This is a genomic window from Rathayibacter sp. PhB179, from assembly GCF_004345345.1.
GTDB classification, from domain to species: Bacteria; Actinomycetota; Actinomycetes; order Actinomycetales; family Microbacteriaceae; genus Rathayibacter; species Rathayibacter festucae.
The window spans coordinates 440,360-461,373 of record NZ_SLVD01000003.1; the positions used below are offsets into that span (position 1 = coordinate 440,360).

Sequence of the window (21,014 nt, forward strand, 5' to 3'; positions counted from 1 at the left end):
GCCACTCGACCAACATGAGGCTGGCCTGGTGGGGCTGCTCGACCAGCATGAGGACGGGGCTACTCGACGAGCACGGGGACGGGGGCGAGCAGGTCCGCGAGCGGGAGCGGCGCGGCGGCCGCGGCGCGGCCGTGCAGGCCGAGCAGGAGCTGCAGGCGCTCGTTGACGGGGGCGGGCACGCCGGCACGCCGCGCGAGCAGCACGATCTCGCCGGTGAGGTGGTCGATCTCGCTGCTCGTGCCGCGGGCGGCGCTCTGCCAGGTCGACAGCCGGCCGGCGGTGTGGCCGGGCACGGGATCGACGGCGAGGCGCGTGCCGTCGTCGGGAGCGACCGCGAGGCCGTTGGCGGCGAGGGCGGCGCGCGCCTCCGCGACGAGCAGGACGCGCGCGGCGGCGCGCTGCTCGGCCGGGCCCTCGAACAGGTCGAGGCCGTTCGCCGCGTTGGCGAGCAGCTTGCGGGCCTTCCAGGCGCCGATGTCGGGCACGGCGCGGGCGGCGAAACCGGCGTCGCGGAGGATCGCGGCGTACTCCTCCGCGCGCGGATCGGCGGCGTCGGGGTGCCGGCCGATCCGGAGCACGCCCACGGTCGGGAAGGAGGGCGAGACGACCTCGCCGGGCACCAGGAAGCTGGCGGCGATGCCGATCGACACCCCGTAGACCGCGGCGAAGCGGCGCAGCGCGCTGTCCTCCGTGGCGAGTCCGTTCTGCAGGGTCAGCACCGGCAGCTCGGCCCCGGCCCCGGCCCGGGCGAGCGGCGTCCAGGCCCACTCGGCGAGCGCCGCCTCCGCGTCCTGCGCCTTCACCGCGAGCACGAGGACGTCGCCGCGCGCGGGCGCCGCCTCCGCGGGGCCGGCGGCGACGGGCAGCCGGACGATCTCGTCGCCCGCGGGCCGGCGCACCCGCAGCCCGTTCTCGCGGAGGAGCCGCAGGTGCTCCCCGCGCGCCACGAGCAGGACCGGCTGCCCTGCCAGGTGCAGCTGCGCGGCGAGGACCGAGCCGACGGCCCCGCCGCCGATCACGAGGAAGCGGCCGCTCACGGGCGCACCGCCGCTCGGCCGGGGATCGCCGCGAGCAGGGTGCGGGTGCACTCCGCGGCGGGCGAGCCGAAGACGCGGGCCGTGGTCCCCGCCTCCCGCACCCGCCCGCGGTCGAGGACGACGACCTCGTGCGAGACCTCGGCGACGACGGCCAGGTCGTGCGAGACGAAGAGGTAGGCGACGCCGAGATCGCGCTGCAGCTCGACCAGGAGCCCGAGGATCTGCGCCTGCACCGACACATCCAGCGCGGAGACGGGCTCGTCGAGGAGCACGAGATCCGGCCCGAGGGCGAGCGCGCGGGCGATCGCGACCCGCTGGCGCTGACCGCCGGAGAGCTCGGCCGGCAGCCGGGAGAGGAAGGAGCCGGGCAGCCCGACCCGGTCGAGCAGCTCGCGAGCCCGCTCCAGCCGCGAGGCGCGGTCGCCGATCCGGAACGAGACCAGCGGCTCGACGACCGACTCCAGCACCGTGAAGCGCGGGTCGAGCGCGGCGAAGGGGTTCTGCTGCACGAGCTGGATCCGCCGGCGCAGCGGCCGCCACTGCCGGTCGCTCGCCGCGGTGAGGTCCTTCCCCTCCACGAGCACCCGGCCGCTCGACGCCCGCTCGAGACCGAGGGCGATCCGCAGCGCGGTCGTCTTGCCCGAGCCCGACTCCCCCACCAGCGCGAGGGTCTGCCCCGCGCGGATCGAGAACGAGACGTCGTCGAGCGCGCGGTACGGCGGGCGGCGGCCCGGCAGCGCGAAGTCCTTCACCACGCTCTCGACCCGCACGATCTCCGGAGCCGGCTCGACGTGCTCGAAGCGCGGCACGAGCTCGCCGCCGAGTCCCGGCGCCGCCGCGAGCAGCTCGCGGGTGTACTCCTCGCGCGGCGCGACCAGGATCTGCGCGGGCGGGCCCTGCTCGACCACCCGGCCCTCGCGCAGCACGAGGACGCGGTCGGCCCGGTCGGCGGCGACGGCGAGGTCGTGGGTGATGATCAGCAGCGCGATGCCCTGCTCGCGGACCAGCGACTGCAGGTGATCGAGCAGGCGCTTCTGCACGGTGACGTCCAGGGCCGAGGTCGGCTCGTCGGCGATGATCAGCCGCGGCCGGCCGGCCAGCGCGATCGCGATCAGCGCCCGCTGGCGCAGCCCGCCGGACAGCTCGTGCGGGTACTGCCGGGCGCGCAGCTCCGGATCGTCGATGCCCGACTGCCGGAGCGCCTCGAGCACCTCGGCGTCGACGGAGCGGCGGTCGACGCCGCGCAGGCGCACCGCCTCCGCCACCTCGGCGCCGATGCGCAGCGTCGGGTTGAGCCCGACCATCGGGTCCTGCGGCACGAGGCCGACGAAGCGGCCGCGCAGGTGCCGGAGCCGCTTCTCGCCCGCATGCGTCACGTCCTCGCCGGCGATTGCGATCGAGCCGCCGGTGATCCGGCCGCCGGAGGGCAGCAGGCAGAGCACGGCGTTCGCGGTCGTCGACTTGCCCGAGCCGGACTCGCCGACCACGGCGACGATCTCGCCGGCCGCGATCTCGAGCGAGACCTCGTGCACGACCGTGCGCTCGCCGTAGGCGACGCTGAGGCGGTCGAGCCGCACGAGCGGGCCGGACGCGGCGGGCCCTGCGGAGGGGACCACCCCGGCGCTCATCGCTGCACCTCCTCGAGGCTCTTGGCCACGTGGTTGAGCGCGAAGACCAGCAGCCCGACGAAGAGCCCCGGCAGCAGCGACAGCCACGGGCTGGTGACGAGGTAGTTGCGGCCGCTGGAGATCAGCGTCCCCCACTCCGCTGCGGGCGGCGCCGCGCCGAAGCCGAGGAAGCTCAGCGCGGCGATCGCGATGATCGCGGTGCCGAGATCGAGCACGGCCAGCACGGCGACCGGCCCCCAGGAGTTGGGCAGCACGTGCCGCACGAGCACACGCAGCCGGCTGGCCCCTCCGGTGCGCGCGGCCTCGACGTAGGGCAGCGTGCGCACGCGGAGCACCTCGGCGCGGGTGGTGCGCGCGAAGCCGGGCAGGATGCCGATCCCCACGGCGAGCGCCACCGGCAGCGTGCCGAAGCCGATCGCCGTCACGATCGCCAGGGCGAGCAGCAGCCCCGGGATCGCCAGCAGCACGTCGACGATCCGCATGATCACCGCGTCCACCACTCCGCCCGCGGAGCCGGAGACCACGCCGAGTGTCAGCCCGCCGACCAGGGCGATCGCGAGGGCGATCACCGTCGCCTGCACCGTCAGCGCCCCGCCGTGCAGGACCCGCGCGAACAGGTCGCGGCCCAGCTCGTCGGTGCCGAAGAGGTGCACGAGGCTCGGCGCCTGCAGCTTGTCGGCCGGCGCGGTCGCCGTCGGGTCGACGCCGGTGAACAGCGCGGGAGCGATCGCCGAGGCCAGGACGAACAGCACGAAGACCAGCGCCAGCACGAAGCCCGGGCGGCGCAGCAGCAGGCGGAGGACCCGCACGCGGCGGGCGCCCCGGCCGTGCGCCGCGCGGGTGAGCGGCTCGGGGACGACGAGCGCCTCGGGCCGGGTGAGTTCGAGAGTCATGGTCGGCTCGCCTTCGGTGTCGAGGTGATGCGCGGATCGAGGAGGGGGTAGAGCAGGTCGACCAGGAGGTTGATGCCGACGAACACGACGGCCGCCAGCACGACGATCGCCTGGACGACCGGCACGTCCTGGGTGAGCACCGACTCCTGGGCGAGAGTGCCGATGCCCTGCCGGGCGAAGATCGTCTCGGCGACGATCGCTCCCGTGACGGTGTTGCCGGCCAGGATGCCGAGGATCGTCAGCGTCGGCAGCGAGGCGTTGCGGAAGGCGTGCCGCCACTGCACCGCGCCGCGGGAGAGGCCCTTGGCGCGGGCCGTGGTGATGTAGGCCTCCGCCTCGACGTCCGCGAAGCTGCGGATCAGCACCTGGGCGAGCATCGCGGAGGTGGGGATCGCCATGGTCACCGCCGGCAGGATCAGGCTCGCCGGGATCGCGCTGCCGGTGGAGGGCAGCAGGTGCAGCGAGAAGGCGAAGAACTGGATGAGCAGCAGGCCGATCCAGAAGCCCGGGAACGCCACACCCGCGGAGGGCAGCCGGCCGAGCACCGTCTTCAGCGGCGCCCAGCGGACGTACGCCGCGAGGTAGGCGAGCACGGTGCCGCCGATCAGCGCGAGGCCGATCGCCAGGGCGCTGAGCTGCAGGGTGCCGGGCAGCTTCTCCGCGATCAGGTCGGTGACCGGGATCCCCTTGGTGATCGAGGTGCCGAAGTCGCCCCGCAGTGCGTCGCCGAGCATCGTCGCGTACTGCTGCCAGACCGGCTGATCCAGCCCGTAGCGGGCCCGAGCCTCCGCGAGCTGCTGCGGGGTGAGCGAGTCCACCTCGACGTTGTTGGCCGAGAGCAGGAGCGCCAGCGGGTCGCTCGGCAGCAGCCAGAGCACCGCGAAGGTCACGGTGTACGCGGCCCAGAGCACCAGCACCGCCTGGCCGAGCCGGCCGAGGAGGTAGCGGCCGAGGCCCGAGGGGGCCGAGCGGGCGCCCGGCCTCCCCGGAGCGGTCCCCGGTGCCGCCGCCGCCGGTGCCGAGCCGAGCGCGGTCACGGCTGGATCCAGGCGTCGGCGAAGTCGCCGAACGCCTCCGAGGTGAAGCGGAAGCCGTGCACCGCCGATGAGACGCCCGCCAGCTGGACCCGCTCGGCGAACGGGAAGACCAAAGCGTTGTCGATCAGGTAGTCCTGCAGCTCGCCGTAGACCTCGGCGCGCGCCGCGGTGTCGACCGTCTGCACGCCCTCGTCGAGGAGGGCCTGCACGGTCGCGGCCTGCTCGGCGTCGAGGCCGTTCGTCGCCTGCGCCTTCGAGCCGGCGTAGCGGGAGTCGATGATCCACTGGATCACTCCCGGGTCGGCCCGCGTGTAGTAGGTCGAGATCAGGTCGTAGTCGCCGCTGCTCAGCACGTCGGCGCGCTGGGCGTTGGTGATCACGTTCAGCTCGAGCTCGATGCCGACCTGCTTCAGCTGGTCCTGGATCAGCTGATCGCCGGCACCGAACTGGGTGACGATCGGCACCGAGAGCGTGAGCCGCCGCCCGTCCTTCGAGCGGTAGCCGTCGTCGCCGAGCTCCCAGCCCGCCTCGTCCAGCAGCTCGCCCGCGCCCTCGGCGTCGAAGGCGAGCTTCGACGACTCGTCTTCGTAGAACGGAGTCGTCGTGTTGTAGATGCTGGTCGCGGCCGGGTAGCCGGAGCCGAAGACCGTCGTCGCGTAGGTGTCGCGGTCGATCGCCTTCTGCACGGCCTGCCGCACCCTCTCGTCCGAGAGGATCTTCCCCTCGGCGACGTTCGGGTAGTAGTTGCTCGCGGGGCCCGGCAGCGAGCGGCTCTCGACCGTGTCGCCGGAGCCCGTGATCACGGCCTGGTCGTTCTCCGAGATCGGGTTCCGCGGCCAGGCGATGTCGATCTCGTCGCTGGTCAGCTGCCCGACGCGGACGCTGTCCTCCGCGACGTAGCTGATGTCGATCCCGTCGAGGTGCGCCTCCCCCGTGTTCTCGCGCAGGGCCGAGCCCCAGGCGTACCCGTCGCGCTTGTCCAGCGTGATGCCGGTGCCGGGGGTGTAGCCGGTCAGCGTGAACGGGCCGGAGCCGACGATCCCGCCGAGGCAGCGCTCCTCGGGCGTCTTCTCGTAGGAGGAGGCGGCGAGGATCGCCAGGTTGGTGGTCGAGGTGCCCTGCAGGAACGCGGCGTTGGGCGTGGAGAAGACGACCTTCACGGTGTCGGCGTCCACGACCTCCGTGCCCGAGTAGCCGGCGAGGTAGACGCCTCCGTAGGCCGAGGGCAGCTGCGCGAGGGTCGCCTTGTCGTTGTCGAACGAGGTCTTCACGCTCTCCGCGGTCAAGGTCGTGCCGTCCGAGAAGGTGACGTCGGTGCGCAGGTCGAAGGTGTACTCGGTGCCCGCGTCGTTGACACTCCAGTCGGTCGCGAGCCAGGGCTGGATCTCGCCGGTCTCCGGATCCTGGTCGGTGAGCGAGTCGGCGACGTTGCGGATCACCGTGCGGTGCTCGATCCAGTAGGTCTGGAACGGGTCGACGCAGGAGAACGCGGCGTTGTCGGGGAAGAAGGCGAGCGAGAGCCGGCCGCCGTCGACGGGGGTCGCGTCGTCGGAGACGGCGCCCGCGCCCGAGGCGCCCGAGCAGGCGGAGAGGGCCAGCGCGGAGGCGAGGGCGAGCGCGGCGGCGGCGGTGCCCGATCGTCGGAGGGGGCGTGAGCGGTGGAACGTCATGGCGGTGGTCTCCCGTGCAGAGAAGTCGGAGTGCGGGGTGTCGGAGTGCGGGGTGTCGGAGTGCGGGCTGTCAGAGCGCGGCGGCCGCGAGCGAGCGCGTGCCGGCGATCAGGAGGGCGGCGTCGTCCTGCGGCGGGTGCACCCGGGAGGCGAGGACGTCGCGGAGGTGCCGCTCGAGCGGGTGGTGCCGGGTGAGCCCGGGGTTGCCGAGCGCGGCGACGGCCGTCTCGACCGCGGTGACGGCCGAGCGGGTGGCGAGCAGCTTGCCGACCACGAGGCGCTCGGCGGCGCGCGGATCGCCCGCGTCCACTCGCGCGGCCAGCGAGAGCAGCACCTCCTCGGCCTGCACCAGCTGCGCCTGGATCTCGCCGGCGACCGAGCGGATCCGCTCCGTCGTGGCGATCGGCCGGCCGAGCGAGGTGGGCACCCGGTCGTTCGCGAAGCGCACGAAGAAGCTCTGCGCCGCCCGTCCGACGCCGACGTAGAGTGCCGCGACCGCGAGACCGAAGCCGCCGGCCGCTCCGGCCTCGGGCGCGAGCTGCGAGCGGGGCGTGCCGCGGAAGTGCTCCAACGGCAGGCGGACCTGCTCGTAGACCACGTCGTGCGTGCTCGAGGCCCGCTGGCCCAGGTGGTCCCAGGTCCGCTCGATCCGGACCCCGGGGGCGTCGCCGGGCACGATCGCGTGCGCGAGCTCGGGCTCGCCCGACGCCCCGCCGTGATCGACCGCCCAGACCAGGTTGTACGCCAGCCCCTCCGAGCCGGTGGCGAAGCCCTTGCGGCCCTCGAGCAGCCACCCGTCGCCGTCGCGGCTGATCGTCGTGGCGGGCAGGCCGCCCCGGGCCGGAGCGCCCCACTCGGGCTCGGCGCGCACCGCGTTCAGCAGCACAGGGCGCTCGGCGGAGTCGGCGAGCACCGAGCGGTAGAGCTCCTCCGGCCAGAGCGCGGCGCGGTCCTGCGCGGCGTGCTGCAGCACGGTCATCGCCGAGATCAGCGCGACCGCCGGGTCGCCCTGGCCGAGCGCGCCGAAGACGCGGACGAGGTCGACGGTGGTGGCGGGCGTGCCGCCGTAGCGGGTGCCGACGCCGAGGGAGAGCAGTCCCGCCTCGTGCACGGCCTGGATCCCCTGCCAGGGGAACTCGGCGGTGCGGTCGTAGTGCTCGGCGGTCTCGGCGAGGCGGGCGGTGACCCGCGCCAGCGCGCGGTCGGTGAGGTCGGGCGCGGGCGGGACGGGCGCGCGAAGCACCGTGGCGGGCGCTCCCGTGAGCAGCGTCACGCGATCGCCCCGGCCAGCTCGGCCTCGAGCGGCGGCTGCGCGACGACCTCGCCGCGGCGCCCGGTCGTCTCGCGGTGCGCGAGCTCCTCGCGGACCAGCGGGATGACGTACCGGCCGTAGTCGACCGCGTCGTTCAGGTTGTCGTAGCCGCTGATCGAGATCAGGTCGGCGCCGAGGTCGACGTAGTCGAGGATCGCCGCGGCGACCGTCTCCGGCGTGCCGACGAGCGCGGTGGAGGCGCCGGCCGCCCCGGTGGCGGTCGCGGTCGGCGTCCAGAGCGCCCGGTCGTGCAGGTCCTTCCGCCGCGCGATTTCGAGGAGGCGCTGCGAGCCGACGTTCGCCGGGCCGGTGGCGCTCGGCGTCTGCACCCAGAGTCCCTTCTCGCCCTTCCGCGGGTTCGTCGTGCCGCCGCGGCTCTGCAGGATGCCGAGGATCCGGTGCGCCTTCTCCCAGGCGAGCTCCTCGGTCGGCGCGATGATCGGCCGGAAGGTGACCCAGGTGCGCGGGGTGTCCGCGCGGCCGGCGGCGAGCGCCGCGTCCGCGATCCGGTCGATCTGCTGCTGGGTGTCGGCCAGCGGCTCGCCCCAGAGGCCGAAGACATCCGCGAGTGCGCCGCCCTGGCGGTAGGCCTCGTCGCTCGAGCCGCCGACCGAGATCGGGATGGTGCCGCGCACCGGCCGCACCCGCGAGACGAAGTCCTCGAAGCGGTAGTACTCGCCCTCGTGATCGAACGGCTCGGTCGCCGACCAGACCTTCCGGAGGATGCGGAGGTACTCCTCCTGCCGCGCGTAGCGCTCGGCCTTGCTCAGCCGGTCGCCCTCGCGGGCCTGCTCGTGGTCGTTCCCGCCGGCGATGAAGTGCACGACGGCCCGGCCGCCCGAGAGCTGGTCGAGAGTGGCGAGCGCCTTCGCCGCGACGGTCGGGTAGACCGTGTTGGGCCGCAGCGCGACGATCGGCTTCAGGTGCTCGGTGTACTGGGTGACCGCGGCGGCGATCGTGAACGGGTCGTGCCCGGCCGAGCCGTAGGGCACCAGCGTGTAGTCGAAGCCGCCGTCCTCGAGGATCCGGGAGTAGCGGCGCAGGTAGGCCACGTCGATGGCCGGGTCGGCCAGGCCGTTGACCTCGTTGGAGTGGTTGACGTTGATCGCGGAGATGAACTCGACGGTCATGGGAGGTCCTTTCGAGAGGGTGCGGAGGCGCACCGGAGGCGCGCGGGCACGCCGGAGGAGCGCGGGAGGGCGCGGAGAGAGGGACGCGCGGCGGGCGGCGGCGCGCACATGCCGGGACAGGCGGCGAGGGCCAGGCCGTCGGGCGGAGGAGTCGGGCGACGCGGAGGCGTCAGCGGGAGACCGGACAGGAACATCCGCGCACCGGCGCGAAGGGGTTCCCGTCCGAGGACATTCGAGTGCCGACGCTCCCGCGGCTCGCTGCACCGGTCGCGCCGAGCGGCGCGGCGGCGGTGAGGGCGGGCGGGAAGGTCATGGCTCCGACGCTACGGGCGGGGTGCTCCGGGCGTCCAACGACGATTCCGGATGCGTTCCGATCGGCGATCCCGATCGTTGGTAACTCTTCGTCACACCCGCGTCGGCGGCCGGCGACGGACATCACACTCGCGCGCCCGCGGGCACCGCGACCGGCCGCGCCCGCACGGTGCCGAAGACCTCCGCGAGCGCGGCGAGCGCCGTGTCCTCGACGTCCGGTGCGAGGCCGCGCCGCGAGACGAGGCGCAGGTTGACCGAGCCGAGCGCCGGCAGGTCGTGCCGCTCGACGAGTCCCTCGGCGACCGCGCCGCGGTGCGCGGTCGGCAGCACCGCGACTCCGACACCGGCGCGGGCCGCCGCGATCACTCCCTCCAGCCCCGCCGACTCGGCGACCACCCGCACCTCGTGGCCGAAGGCGCCGAGCTGCTGCAGCGCGCGCTGGCGCATCCCGCACGGCTCGGAGTAGGCGACGAGCGGGATCGGCGCGTCCTCCGGCGGCTGCCAGCCGGGTGCCGAGTACCAGTCGAGCGGCAGCGTCGCGACCTGGCGGCCCGGCAGGTCGCCGCCCACGCCGAGGATGACGGCGAGATCGACGACGCCGCGGGCCACCGCCTCCGCCAGGTGGGTGGAGCGGTCGAGTGTGAAGGTGAGAGGCCGGTCGTCGAAGGCGCGGTGCAGCGTCTCGAGGAGGCGCGGCAGCAGCTGCTCCGCGGCCGGCTCGGTCAGGCCGAGGGCGAGCGGGTTCTCGCTCGCCGCGTCGAGCAGCTCCAGCGCGTCGTCGTGCACGGCCAGGATCCGGCGGGCCTGCACCAGGAGGCGCTCGCCGGCCGGCGTGAAGCGGGCCCGGCGCCCGACCTTCTCGATGAAGGTGCGCTCGAGCCGCCGCTCGAGCGTGCGGACGTGCTGCGAGACCGTCGGCTGGCTGATGTGGAGGGCGACGGCCGCCCGGCCGAACCCACCGCAGTCGGCGATCGCCACGAGCGTGCGCAGGTGGACGATGTCGAGCGTCTCGGGCATCCCCCGACGCTACGCACGCACCCGACCCGGGGCGACCGACGGCGCAACACGCGGACATCTCCCCTGCGCAGGGGAACGGCCGAGGTCTCCGCTGCTGCGGAGCGCCCCGGCCGTCTCCGTGCGAACGCCTCTCGGATCAGGCGCCGGAGATGCCTACGTACCCGTTCGGCTGCCAGTCCCAGAGCGCCCGGCCGTCGGCGCTGCGCACCACGAGATTGCCGTCGTTCTGCATCGTCAGCACCGATCCCGGATTGCCGCCGGTCCCGGAGGACCACAGCGCTCGGCCCGAGGCGCTGTAGACGACCGCGTTGCCGTCGTTCTGCATCACGAAGCGGTTGCCCGCGCCGGAGGTCCCCGTGCTCCACAGGGCGACGTCGCCGGAGGGACTGCCGTAGTACACGACGACGTTGCCGTCGCTCTGCAGCACCGTGCGGACGTCCCCGCCTCGCGAGCGGAGGAACTGGCCGACGGAGAGCTGCGCGCCGGGCACCAGCGAGTCGCGGTACGCCGGGCTTCCGCCGTCGCTCGACCAGAGAGCGCGGAACGAGCTCGAGTAGAGCACCAGATTGCCGTCGTTCTGGAGCACCAGCTGGGCACCGTTGAAGCCGGACGTGCCGGTGAACCACACCGCCGCTCCGCCCTGATAGCTGACGAGGTCGCCCGCCTCGAGGGCGAGTCGCGTGCCGCCGCTCGTGCCGGCGCTCCAGCGGACTCCGCTCTGCCCGATGACGACGAGGTTGCCGTCGTTCTGGTAGACGGCGCGGTAGCGGCCGTCGGCGGAGGCGAGCGCCTGACCGCGGTCGAGCTGACGACCGTCGACGAGGATGCTCTCGCCGCGGCTCGCCCAGAGCGGTGCCGCCGTGGCGGAGTAGGAGACGAGGTTGCCGTCGGCCTGGATCGCGAGGAACGACGGCTCCCCGCGGCCGTTGCTGCCGCTGGCCCACAGCGCCGCGCCCTGCGCGGAGTAGATCACGATGTTTCCGTCGCGCTGCAGCGTGAGCGAGTTGCCGGCACCCGAGGTGCCACTGACCCAGAACGCCCCACCGTTCGGGTCGTAGACGACCACGTTGCCGTCGGTCTGCATCACGAAGCGGAAGACGCCCTGGCTGCCGAGGTTCGACCGGAGCTCCTCACCGGCCTTCAGCGTCGCTCCGACGGCGAGCCGATCGCCGGTCGCGACGGCCGCGGCGGCGGTCTCGGCGTGCAGCGCCGGCGGAGCTGCGAGCGCGGGACCGGCGACGGCGCCGCAGGTCAGGGTGGTGGCGAGGACGACGGCCGCGAGGCGGCCTCGAGTGGACAGGATCATGTGGTTCCCCCGGTGAATCGATCGCCCGCGGCAGTGCGGGCCCGCTCATCCTGGCAGTCGCGCACGACGGCCCGCCGACGGCGTTCTCACGATCCGATCACGGCCGCACGACGAGGCGGCCCCTCCCCCGGCCCGCCCTGTCGGACGGTCGTGGAAGGGGCCGCGCGACTCGGCGGATCAGTGCGCGAGCACCGGCTCCGCGGACGCCCCGGACGAGACCGCCAGGCCCGCCGAGCGGCGGCGGAACAGCAGCACCGAGAGCACCGCGCCGAGGGCGAAGAAGCCCGCGCCCCAGCCGTAGGCGACCGCGTAGCTCTGCACGGCGGCCTCCGCCGCGGTCGCCGCCGTGGTCGGGGTGTGGCTGAGGAGGTAGTCGGTGACCGCCGTCGCCGCGAGCGTGTTCAGCAGCGCGGTGCCGATCGAGCCGCCGACCTGCTGGCTGGTGTTGACCATCGCCGAGGCGACGCCGGCGAAGCGCATGTCGACTCCGCGGGTGGCGGTCTGCATCGAGCCGGGCATGATCGAGCCCATCGCGAAGCCGAGCACCATCAGCGCGGGCAGCACGTCGGCCGCGTAGCCGCTGTCGAGGTCGAGGCGGGTGAGCAGCAGCATGCCGACCACGCCGAGCAGCATGCCGAAGGTCACCATGATCTTCGGTCCGAAGCGCGGCAGCAGCAGGTTGGTCGAGAGCTGCGCGGCGAGCACGAGCATCCCGATCATCGGCAGGAACGACAGCCCGGTCTGGATCGGCGAGTAGCCGAGCGAGACCTGCAGGTAGTAGGTGACGAAGAGAAAGATCCCGAACATCCCCGCGCCGGCGATCAGCACCGAGAGGTACGCGGCGCCGCGGTCGCGGTCCAGCACGATCTGCAGCGGCAGCAGCGGGTGCTCGGTGCTGCGCTGGCGGAGCACGAAGCCGACGAGGAGCACGACGGCCGCGGCGAGCGGCACCCAGGTCATCGGCGAGTCCCAGCCGTCGGTCTCCGCGTTGGCGAAGCCGAAGACCAGGCCGAAGAGGGCGGCCGAGACGAGGATCGTCCCGGGCACGTCGAGCCGCGGGCGCGGGCCGACCCGGTCGATGGTCGGCACGAAGACGATCGCGCCGATGACCGCGACGACCGCGATCACGACGTTGATGTAGAGGTTCCAGCGCCAGTCGAAGCTCTCGGTCAGCACGCCGCCGAGGAGGAGGCCGACCGCGCCGCCGGCCCCCGCGATCGCGCCGAAGACGCCGAACGCGCGGGCGCGCTCCTTCGGGACGGTGAAGGTGGTGGTGAGCACGGCGAGGGCGGTCGGCGCGAGGAGGGCGCCGAACACGCCCTGCAGGGCGCGGGCCGCGATGAGCAGCTCGAAGTTGGGGGCGGCTCCGCCGAGCGCGGAGGCGATCGCGAAGCCGATCAGGCCGATGACGAAGGTGCGCTTGCGGCCGATCAGGTCGGAGAGGCGCCCGCCGAGCAGCAGGAGGCTGCCGAAGGCGAGCGAGTAGGCGGTGACGACCCACTGGCGGTCGCCGTCCGAGAAGCCGAGGTCGGCCTGGGCGGCGGGGAGGGCGATGTTCACGACGGTGGAGTCGAGCACGACCATGAGCTGGGCGAGCCCGACGGCGACGAGCGTCCACCAGCGGCGGGAGGACGGGGCCGGAACCGCGGGGGCGGCGGAGTCCGGCAGTGATGTGGTCTGCGACATGGAGGAGACCATATACGAGACTCGCTAGTTTCGGAACTGCGGAGTTCTTCAATTAGCATGGTGTTCACACGGGCCGTTCGCGCGGCCCTCCCAAACCGATTGGAGAAGCCGCGATGACGCCGCCCACTCCCTCCGCCGCCACCTGCGACGCCCCGGCACGCCCCGGCCGCCGCCGCGACCCGAACCGCGACGGCGAGATCCTCACCGCCGCCCTCGACGTGCTCGCCGAGACCGGCTACGACGGCATGACGATCGACATGGTCGCCGCCCGCGCGAAGGCCGGCAAGGCCACGCTCTACCGCCGCTGGGAGTCGAAGGCCGAGCTCGTGCTCGAGGCCGTCGCCTGCCTGAAGGGCGCCGACCTCGACCAGGACGCGCTCCCCGACACCGGGACCCTCCGCGGCGACCTGGTCGCCCTGATCCGCCCGCGCGCGATCGAGGACGCCGAGCGCAAGCTCCGGATCATGTCGGGCGTCGTCGCGATGATCTCCAAGGCCCCCGAGCTCGCCGACGCCGTCCGCCAGGCCATCGTCGAGCCGCGCGCCCGCGCCAACCGGACGCTCCTGCGCCGCGCCATCGACCGCGGCGAGATCCCCGCCGACGTCGACGTCGACATGCTCGCCGTCCTGACCCCGTCCATGGTCTCCTACCGCGTGCTCCTGATGCGCGAGCCCGTCGACCGCGACTACCTCATCTCCCTCGTCGACAACGTGCTCCTCCCCGCAGTCGGCCTGCGCGCCGGAGCCCCCGCCGCCTGACCGCCGCGCATCGCGGACCCCCCGTTCCATGCTGATCGAGTAGCCCGCGCAGCGGGCGTATCGAGATCCACCACCGCCCGAAGCCGAGCCTGCAGACCCACCCTGCTGAACACGCCGGGTCTCGATACGCCCCTCTGGGGCTACTCGACCAGCATGAAGGCGCACTGTCGCGCCCTGCCCTTCCGGCTGCCGCCGCACTGCGGGATCGTCCGGCCGCCCCCTACAGGACCGGGAAGAAGTAGAACGTCCCCGGCTGCTGGTAGGTCCACAGAGCCCGTCCGCTCGCGCTGTACACGACGAGGTTCGCGTCGTTCTGCAGCACGAAGCGGGCTCCAGGGTTGCCCGAGGTCCCGGTCTGCCACAGTGCGCGGCCACCGGCGCTGTAGATCACGACGTTGCCGTCGGTCTGCTGCACGAGGCGATTGCCTGCTCCTGAGGTGCCGCTGCTCCAGATCACCTTGTCGCGGCGGACACCGCTGTCGTCGATCGTGCTGACGACCATGTCGTAGAGCACGAAGTTCCCGTCGCCCTGCAGGACGGCGCGGAACCGCTCATCCGCGCTGGTCAGCTGCTGGCCGACCCCGAGCTCCTGGCCCGCCGTGAGGGTGTCGCGCTTCGCCGGAGCCGGCGCGGCGGCATCGCTCGACCAGAGCGCACGGCCCGCGGTCGAGTAGATCACGAGATTGCCGTCGTTCTGGATGACCAGGCGGGCGCCGGCATTGCCGCCCGTGCCGGTGAACCAGAGGGGTCGGTAGAAGTCGTCGATGACGAGGTTGCCGTCGGCCTGCATCAGGAGGCGCAGGCCGCCGCTGGTCTCCGCGTTCCAGCGCACGCCGTTCGGGCCGTAGGTGACGAGGTTGCCGTCACGCTGGAAGACGGTCCGGTAGGCCCCGTTCTGCGAGGTGATCGACTGGCCGCGCTCGAGGCGCCGGTCGGAGCCGAGCGTGTCGGCGCCGCGACTCGACCACAGCGGCCCGCCGCCGTCGAAGCGCGCGTAGGAGACGAGATTGCCGTCGTCCTGCAGCACGAGCCGGTCGGGCTGCTCGTAACCGCTGGAGCCGCTGGCCCACAGCGGCGCGCCGCCCTCGGTGTAGACGACGATGTTGCCGTCGTTCTGGAGCGTGAAGGAGTTGCCGGACCCGCGGGTGCCGGTCGTCCACTCGACGCCGCCCGAGGCGGAGTAGAGCACGACGTTGCCGTCGCCCTGCATGACCAGGCGGTACTGCCCGTTCGCCGAGGCGAGCTGCTCGTCCACGTGGAGGGCGGTGCCGGGCGCGAGGGTGTCGCCGACCGTGACGGCGGCGGCGAGGCGGACCACGGCGAACGACGTGGCGGGCGCGGCGAGGGCGGGCGCCGCGGCGACCCCGGAGGCGGAGACGACGGCGGCGGCGAGGACGGCGGCCGCGAGGCGGCTCCGAGGGGGCAGGGACACGGGCGAGGGCCTTTCGAACGGGGTGCGCATCGGTGCGGACACGGCATCCTGACACGGCGGGAAGCGCCGCGTGCCGCACGTCACAAGCTGGCGAGCCACGCCCGTACCGATGGCGCGGAATCGACGAAGGGCCCGCCTCCCGAAGTGGGGAGACGGGCCCTTCGTCGATCGAGATCGTCCGACTAGCGGCAGATCAAGGACGGTTGCCCTCGCAGGCGACCAGGTCGTTGTTCTCGTCGAGCCCGAAGACGTCCTCATAGTCGAGGTAGTAGCGGTTGAACTCGGCCTGCGCGGCTCGCTGGGTCGCGAAATCCGAGCAGTTCTTGGTGTCACCCGGATACGGAGGACGTGCGGAGTTCGTCTGCCAGAGCACTCGTCCGCCGGTGCTGTAGATGACGAGGTTCCCGTCGTTCTGCATCACCATGCGGGCGCCCGGATTTCCGGAAGTGCCGGACTGCCAGCGCACGGACCCGCCTCCGGCGGAGTAGATCACGGCGTTGCCGTCGGTCTGCATCGCGAGGAAGTTGCCCGCTCCGGAGACACCGGCGTTCCAGCGCAGGCGGGTCCCCGCGCCGTAGACCGCGAAGACGCCGTCCGACTGCATCGCAGCGCGGAAGTCGCCAGCGACCAGGTTCTGGTTGCCGTACAGATTGTTGTTGCCGTTCAGCTGGCTCTGACCGTTGCCCGAGGCGGGCGGGGCCGGCGCGGGCGGCGCCGGCGGCGTGTAGCTCGACCACACGGCGCGGTTGCCCGAGTAGATCACCAGGTTGCCGTCGTTCTGCATGACCATGCGCGCGCCCGGGTTGCCCGAGGTGCCCGACTGCCAGCGCACAGCGCCGCCAGCCGAGTAGACCACCGCGTTGCCGTCGGTCTGCATCGCGAGGCGGTTGCCGCTGCCGGACGTGCCGGTGGAGAAGCGGACCTCGCCACCGCGGTAGACGACGAAGTTGCCGTCGCTCTGCATCGCGGCGCGCGAGCCGCCGTCGCTCGAGACGAGCTGCTGGCCGGAGCGGATCTCGCCGCCGCCGTTCAGCACGTCGCGGATCACGGGTGCCGGAGGCGCGGGCGGGGTGTAGCTCGACCAGAGGGCACGGCCCGAGGCGGCGTAGATGACGAGGTTGCCGTCGTTCTGGATGACCATGCGCGCACCCGGGTTGCCCGAGGTGCCCGACTGCCAGCGCACTGCGCCGCCGGCGGAGTAGACGACCGCGTTGCCGTCGCCCTGCATCGCGAGGCGGTTGCCCGCGCCCGAGGTGCCGGCGCTCCAGCGTGCGGAGCCGCCGCTGTAGACGACGAAGTTGCCGTCGCCCTGCATGACCGCGCGCGAGCGCGAGTCGGTCGAGGTGATCTGCTGGTCGGCACGCAGCTCGGCGCCACCGCGGAGGGTGTCGCCGACGACGGCGGGCGGAGCGGCCTGGTAGGAGGTCGCCCAGGCGGGGGTGCCGTTGGTGCGGTAGACGACGAGGTTGCCGTCGTTCTGCATCACCAGGAACGCGCCGGGGTTGCCGCCGGTGCCCGACTGCCAGAGCGCGCGGTTCGCCGTCGTGTAGACGACGAGGTTGCCGTCGGCCTGCATCGTGATGCGGTTGCCGGTGCCGGACGTGCCGGTACTGAAGGTCGAGCGGCCCGCGGCGTCGTAGACGACCGCGTTGCCGTCGGTCTGCATCACGAAGCGGAACTGGCCGTTGCGCGAGACGATCCGCTGACCGGCGGTGAGAGTCGAGTCGGAGGCGAGGCGGTCGGTCGCCGCGGCCGGGGGCTGCGTCGGAGTGGGGGTCGGCGTCGGCGTCCGCGTCGGGCGCGGGGTCGAGGTCGGAGTGGCAGTGGGCGTCGCCGTGGGAGTGGCGGTGGGCGTGACGGTCGGAGTGGCCGTCGGAGTCGGCGTCGCGGTGGGCGTCGGCTCGGGCGTCGCGGTCGGCGTCGGCGTCGGCTCGGGAGTCGGCTCCTGCGTCGGAGTCGGCTCCTGCGTCGGGGTGGGCGTCGGAGTCGGAGTGTCCGTCGGGTCCGCCACCGAGGACGAGAGCGCGGACGCGGTCGGAGCGAGCGCGGCGGCACCTCCCGCCGCGAGGAGGCACGCGAGCGTGAGTGCTGCGAGGCGGCGGGCGGGGGGCTGTGGCATGAAGCGCCTTTCACAGTGCGGATGCAGAGGAGGCCCGCGCATCGTCGAGCGGGCCAGGCGGAGCCTCCCACGCGCCCTCCCCGCCCGTCCATCCTTTTGGGTAGAACTACCCAACAGATGTCGTGCGGCCGGCCGCGTCACGAGGACCCCCGCGAGTCTCCTAAAATCGGAGCCATGTCGAAGGTCTTGAACAGTCTGCCCGTGGGCGAGCGCGTCGGAATCGCATTCTCGGGAGGGCTCGACACATCGGTCGCGGTCGCCTGGATGCGCGAGAAGGGCGCGGTGCCCTGCACCTACACCGCCGACATCGGCCAGGCCGACGAGCCCGACATCGACAGCGTGCCCGCGCGCGCCGCGCAGTACGGCGCCGAGATCTCGCGCCTCGTCGACGCGAAGAGCGCCCTCGTCGAGGAGGGGCTCGTCGCGCTGCAGTGCGGCGCCTTCCACATCCGCTCCGGCGGCAAGACCTACTTCAACACCACCCCCCTGGGCCGCGCCGTCACCGGTACCCTGCTGGTCCGCGCGATGCGCGAGGACGGCGTCGACATCTGGGGCGACGGCTCCACCTACAAGGGCAACGACATCGAGCGGTTCTACCGCTACGGCCTGCTGGCCAACCCGCGCCTGCGGATCTACAAGCCCTGGCTCGACGTGCAGTTCGTCAACGAGCTCGGCGGCCGCACCGAGATGTCGGAGTGGCTCGTCGCCCGCGGCTTCCCGTACCGCGACGCCACCGAGAAGGCGTACAGCACCGACGCGAACATCTGGGGCGCCACCCACGAGGCCAAGCGCCTCGAGGAGCTCTCCAGCGGCATGGAGCTGGTCGAGCCGATCATGGGCGTCGCCGCCTGGCGCGAGGACGTCGAGATCGCCGCCGAGACGGTCAGCGTCCGCTTCGAGGCCGGCCGGCCGGTCGCGCTCAACGGCGTCGAGTACTCGGACCCGGTCGCCCTCGTCCTCGAGGCCAACGCGATCGGCGGACGCCACGGCCTGGGCAACTCCGACCAGATCGAGAACCGCATCATCGAGGCCAAGAGCCGCGGCATCTACGAGGCGCCCGGCATGGCGCTGCTGCACCTGACCTACGAGCGCCTGCTGAACGCGATCCACAACGAGGACACCATCGCGCAGTACCACTCCGAGGGCCGCCGCCTCGGCCGCCTGATGTACGAGGGCCGCTGGCTCGACCCGCAGTCGCTGATGCTGCGCGAGTCCATCCAGCGCTGGGTCGGCTCCGCCGTCTCCGGCGAGGTCACCGTGCGCCTGCGCCGCGGCGACGACTACACGATCCTCGACACCACCGGCCCCGCGCTGAGCTACCACCCCGACAAGCTGTCGATGGAGCGCGTCGGCGACGCCGCGTTCGGCCCCGAGGACCGCATCGGCCAGCTGACCATGCGCAACCTCGACATCGCGGACTCCCGCTCGCGCCTCGAGCAGTACGCCGCCGCGGGCCTGGTCGGCGGCTCGACCGCCGAGCTGGTCGGCCACCTCGAGATCGGCGAGTCCGAGGCGATCACCGAGGGCAACGGCTCCGCCGCCGCCGACGCCCTCGGCCGCGCCACCGACCTCGCCTCCGAGGGCGCCGCCTTCGACGCCGGCACCGACTGACGCACCCCTCCTGAGGGCCGGCGGGGGACCTCCCCGTCGGCCCTTCGTCGTACCGGGACTCCGTACCACCACCTCCGGCACGCGAACCCACCCCCGGCACGCCGACTCCCCCGGATTCCCCGAGCCGAACGTGATTCCACGAGCCGAACCCGCCCGCCCCGCACCTCCGGCACGCGAAACCACCTCCGGCACGCCGAAGCGGCCCGATTCCGCGAGCCGAACGTCATTCCACGAGCCGAACCGCCCGGCCCGTCACCTCCGGCACGCCAAACGAGCCTCGGCACGTCGGGACAGCCCGATCCGCGAGCCGGCCGCACTTCCACGAGCCGAACCCGCCGCCCCGCCACCTCCGGCACGCGAAACGAGCCTCAGCACGCCCGAACGGGCCGACCCCGCGAGCCGAACGCACTTCCACGAGCCGAACCCGCCGCCCCGCCACCTCCGGCACGCGAAACGACCCTCGGCACGTCGGAACAGCCCGCTCCCGCGAGCCAGACGCACTTCCACGAGCCGAACCCGCGGCGCCGCCACCTCCGGCACGCGAACCCAACCCCGGCACGCCGAAACCCTTGGATTCCACGAGCCGACCCTCGATCCGCGAGCCGAAGGTCCCCACTGGCTACCTCCGGCACGCGGAACACCCCTCGGCACGTCGAGTCGGCCCGTTCCCGCAAGCCGAACGCGGTTCCACGAGCCGAACATCCGCCCACGCCGCCCGATCCCTGGCGTTCCCCTCCGGCCCGAGCACACGGCCGCCGCCACCTCCTCCGACCGGAGGGGTGGTCGCGGTGCCTCGTCGCGGCTCCTGGCTCGGGTCTGGCGGGCGCGCCGCAGGCGCGCGGGAAGGAGCCGCGACGAGGCACCGCGTCCGCCCCGTTCGCACCGAGCGCGACGTCGCGAAGCGACGAGCACGCCAGCAGTCAGCACCCGGGGCCGTCAGTCCCCCCGCACCAGCCCCAGCGCCGCTTCCGCCGTCGCCACCGCCTGCCCCGGATCGACCCGCGCCAGCACCAGCGCCGTCACCAGCAGCGACACCAGCACCCCCGCCTGTCGCCCCCGCCACTCGGCGGACTCCCCCGGCCACCGCGCCGCCGCCCCCGCGAGCATCGCCCGCTGCAGCTCCGCCCGGTACTCCGCGATCACCTCGCGCACCGCGTCGTCGCGCGCGATCGGCGCCCCCGCCGCGTTGAGGAGGAGGCACCCGCTCTGCGCCGACACGGTTCGCGGATCGGCGAGCGCGTCCCGCAGCCCCGAGAAGTAGTCCTCGAGGGCCGTCGGCGAGACCTCGTCGCGCGTCAGCGGTTCCAGCCTCGGCCGCACGATCTCGTCGAGGTAGCTCTGCACCGCCGCGTCGAAGAGCCCGCGCTTGCTGCCGAACGCGTGGTACAGGCTGGAGCGGCCGAGTCCGGTCGCCGCCTCGAGCTCGGGCAGCGACGCCTCCTCGAAGCCGCGGTCCCAGAAGACGGCGCGCGCCGACCGGACGACCTGGTCGGTGTCGAAGCTCTGCGTGCGTCCCACGGCTACTCCCTGTTCTGACTGATCCGGTGCCGGTCGTGCTGCCGAGGGCAGCCGGACTGTTGTGAACCGGTCGTTCCAGTATAGAGTGAGGCCGTTCGGTAGTGAACCGAGCGATACACAATCAGGAGGTCCCGTCGTGATCGTCATCGGACTCGTTCTCGCCGCCCTCGCGGCGCTGCTGCACGTCTACATCTTCGTGCTCGAGTCGCTGCTCTGGACGACCCCGCGCGCCCGCTCCACCTTCGGCACCACCGCCGGAGAGGCCGAGTCGACGAAGGAGCTCGCCTTCAACCAGGGCTTCTACAACCTGTTCCTCGCGATCGTGACGATCGTCGGCGTGATCGTGCTCGCCTCGGGCGCCACGGCCGTCGGCGCCGCCCTCGTCTTCACCGGCACCGGATCGATGGTCGCCGCAGCCCTCGTGCTGCTGCTCTCCTCCCCCGGCAAGCGGCGCGCGGCGCTCACGCAGATGGCGCCCGGACTGCTCGCGGTCCTCGCGCTCGGCATCGGCCTCGCCGCCTCCTGATCCCCACCCCCACGACCCCTCG

At 73.2% G+C, this 21,014-nt stretch carries 16 protein-coding genes; 3 read left to right on the plus strand and 13 right to left on the minus strand.

The window, feature by feature from the left end:
- Positions 1-59: 59 nt before the first annotated feature.
- The 10 genes from EDF43_RS09275 to EDF43_RS09320 all read right to left on the minus strand — a co-directional run bounded on the left by EDF43_RS09275 (position 60) and on the right by EDF43_RS09320 (position 13,028).
- Positions 60-1,037 (minus strand): 2-dehydropantoate 2-reductase N-terminal domain-containing protein, encoded by a 978-nt coding sequence (locus EDF43_RS09275; protein WP_165909062.1) that lies wholly within the window; start codon positions 1,035-1,037, stop codon positions 60-62.
- The gene (locus tag EDF43_RS09280; RefSeq protein ID WP_132436422.1) at positions 1,034-2,665 is read right to left on the minus strand and encodes an ABC transporter ATP-binding protein; all 1,632 of its coding nucleotides are present in this window, start codon (positions 2,663-2,665) and stop codon (positions 1,034-1,036) included. The genes EDF43_RS09275 and EDF43_RS09280 overlap by 4 nt, the downstream gene beginning before the upstream one ends.
- The gene (locus EDF43_RS09285; protein WP_132436424.1) at positions 2,662-3,558 is read right to left on the minus strand and encodes an ABC transporter permease; all 897 of its coding nucleotides are present in this window, start codon (positions 3,556-3,558) and stop codon (positions 2,662-2,664) included. Before EDF43_RS09285 ends, EDF43_RS09280 begins: the two co-directional genes overlap by 4 nt.
- On the minus strand, positions 3,555-4,595 hold the full coding sequence (locus EDF43_RS09290) for an ABC transporter permease (RefSeq protein WP_132436426.1): 1,041 nt from the start codon (positions 4,593-4,595) through the stop codon (positions 3,555-3,557). Before EDF43_RS09290 ends, EDF43_RS09285 begins: the two co-directional genes overlap by 4 nt.
- Complete coding sequence (locus tag EDF43_RS09295; RefSeq protein WP_132436428.1) at positions 4,592-6,265, minus strand: ABC transporter substrate-binding protein; 1,674 nt, start codon at positions 6,263-6,265, stop codon at positions 4,592-4,594. The genes EDF43_RS09290 and EDF43_RS09295 overlap by 4 nt, the downstream gene beginning before the upstream one ends.
- A 70-nt stretch (positions 6,266-6,335) precedes the next feature.
- Complete coding sequence (locus tag EDF43_RS09300) at positions 6,336-7,538, minus strand: acyl-CoA dehydrogenase family protein (protein ID WP_132436430.1); 1,203 nt, start codon at positions 7,536-7,538, stop codon at positions 6,336-6,338.
- A complete protein-coding gene (locus tag EDF43_RS09305; RefSeq protein WP_132436432.1) occupies positions 7,535-8,707 on the minus strand; it encodes an LLM class flavin-dependent oxidoreductase in 1,173 nt (390 codons plus the stop codon). The genes EDF43_RS09300 and EDF43_RS09305 overlap by 4 nt, the downstream gene beginning before the upstream one ends.
- Positions 8,708-9,142: 435 nt before the next feature.
- Complete coding sequence (locus EDF43_RS09310; protein WP_132436434.1) at positions 9,143-10,036, minus strand: LysR substrate-binding domain-containing protein; 894 nt, start codon at positions 10,034-10,036, stop codon at positions 9,143-9,145.
- A gap of 136 nt (positions 10,037-10,172) precedes the next feature.
- A complete protein-coding gene (locus tag EDF43_RS09315) occupies positions 10,173-11,342 on the minus strand; it encodes a hypothetical protein (protein WP_132436436.1) in 1,170 nt (389 codons plus the stop codon).
- 177 nt (positions 11,343-11,519) lie between these two features.
- A complete protein-coding gene (locus EDF43_RS09320) occupies positions 11,520-13,028 on the minus strand; it encodes an MFS transporter (protein ID WP_243646263.1) in 1,509 nt (502 codons plus the stop codon).
- A 113-nt stretch (positions 13,029-13,141) separates the two neighbouring features.
- Here EDF43_RS09320 and EDF43_RS09325 point away from each other — a divergent pair, with 113 nt between their 5' ends.
- Complete coding sequence (locus EDF43_RS09325) at positions 13,142-13,786, plus strand: TetR/AcrR family transcriptional regulator (RefSeq protein WP_132436440.1); 645 nt, start codon at positions 13,142-13,144, stop codon at positions 13,784-13,786.
- 220 nt (positions 13,787-14,006) lie between these two features.
- Here EDF43_RS09325 and EDF43_RS09330 read toward each other — a convergent pair whose 3' ends face one another.
- On the minus strand, positions 14,007-15,218 hold the full coding sequence (locus EDF43_RS09330) for a hypothetical protein (protein WP_132436442.1): 1,212 nt from the start codon (positions 15,216-15,218) through the stop codon (positions 14,007-14,009).
- Between the two features lie 193 nt (positions 15,219-15,411).
- A complete protein-coding gene (locus EDF43_RS22120; protein WP_132436444.1) occupies positions 15,412-17,337 on the minus strand; it encodes a hypothetical protein in 1,926 nt (641 codons plus the stop codon).
- A gap of 174 nt (positions 17,338-17,511) precedes the next feature.
- On the opposite strand from EDF43_RS22120, the gene argG reads away from it, so the two are divergent.
- Complete coding sequence (argG, locus tag EDF43_RS09340) at positions 17,512-18,948, plus strand: argininosuccinate synthase (RefSeq protein WP_123446074.1); 1,437 nt, start codon at positions 17,512-17,514, stop codon at positions 18,946-18,948.
- 936 nt (positions 18,949-19,884) lie between these two features.
- Here the strand turns inward: argG and EDF43_RS09345 are convergent.
- Positions 19,885-20,466 carry a TetR/AcrR family transcriptional regulator gene (locus EDF43_RS09345; protein ID WP_123735943.1) on the minus strand — a complete coding sequence of 194 codons (582 nt, stop codon included), beginning with the start codon at positions 20,464-20,466 and terminating at the stop codon, positions 19,885-19,887.
- Between the two features lie 136 nt (positions 20,467-20,602).
- Here EDF43_RS09345 and EDF43_RS09350 point away from each other — a divergent pair, with 136 nt between their 5' ends.
- A complete protein-coding gene (locus tag EDF43_RS09350; RefSeq protein ID WP_123446072.1) occupies positions 20,603-20,992 on the plus strand; it encodes a DUF1304 domain-containing protein in 390 nt (129 codons plus the stop codon).
- Positions 20,993-21,014 lie beyond the last annotated feature (22 nt).

What these genes read in the sequence shown, in the direction of transcription:
- EDF43_RS22120 (WP_132436444.1), bottom strand. Translation starts at nt 17,337, where the DNA reads ATGCCACAGCCCCCCGCCCGCCGCCTCGCAGCACTCACGCTCGCGTGC.
- EDF43_RS09305 (WP_132436432.1), bottom strand. Translation starts at nt 8,707, where the DNA reads ATGACCGTCGAGTTCATCTCCGCGATCAACGTCAACCACTCCAACGAG.
- EDF43_RS09285 (WP_132436424.1), bottom strand. Translation starts at nt 3,558, where the DNA reads ATGACTCTCGAACTCACCCGGCCCGAGGCGCTCGTCGTCCCCGAGCCG.
- EDF43_RS09325 (WP_132436440.1), top strand. Translation starts at nt 13,142, where the DNA reads ATGACGCCGCCCACTCCCTCCGCCGCCACCTGCGACGCCCCGGCACGC.
- EDF43_RS09320 (WP_243646263.1), bottom strand. Translation starts at nt 13,028, where the DNA reads ATGTCGCAGACCACATCACTGCCGGACTCCGCCGCCCCCGCGGTTCCG.
- EDF43_RS09310 (WP_132436434.1), bottom strand. Translation starts at nt 10,036, where the DNA reads ATGCCCGAGACGCTCGACATCGTCCACCTGCGCACGCTCGTGGCGATC.
- argG (WP_123446074.1), top strand. Translation starts at nt 17,512, where the DNA reads ATGTCGAAGGTCTTGAACAGTCTGCCCGTGGGCGAGCGCGTCGGAATC.
- EDF43_RS09315 (WP_132436436.1), bottom strand. Translation starts at nt 11,342, where the DNA reads ATGATCCTGTCCACTCGAGGCCGCCTCGCGGCCGTCGTCCTCGCCACC.
- EDF43_RS09295 (WP_132436428.1), bottom strand. Translation starts at nt 6,265, where the DNA reads ATGACGTTCCACCGCTCACGCCCCCTCCGACGATCGGGCACCGCCGCC.
- EDF43_RS09280 (WP_132436422.1), bottom strand. Translation starts at nt 2,665, where the DNA reads ATGAGCGCCGGGGTGGTCCCCTCCGCAGGGCCCGCCGCGTCCGGCCCG.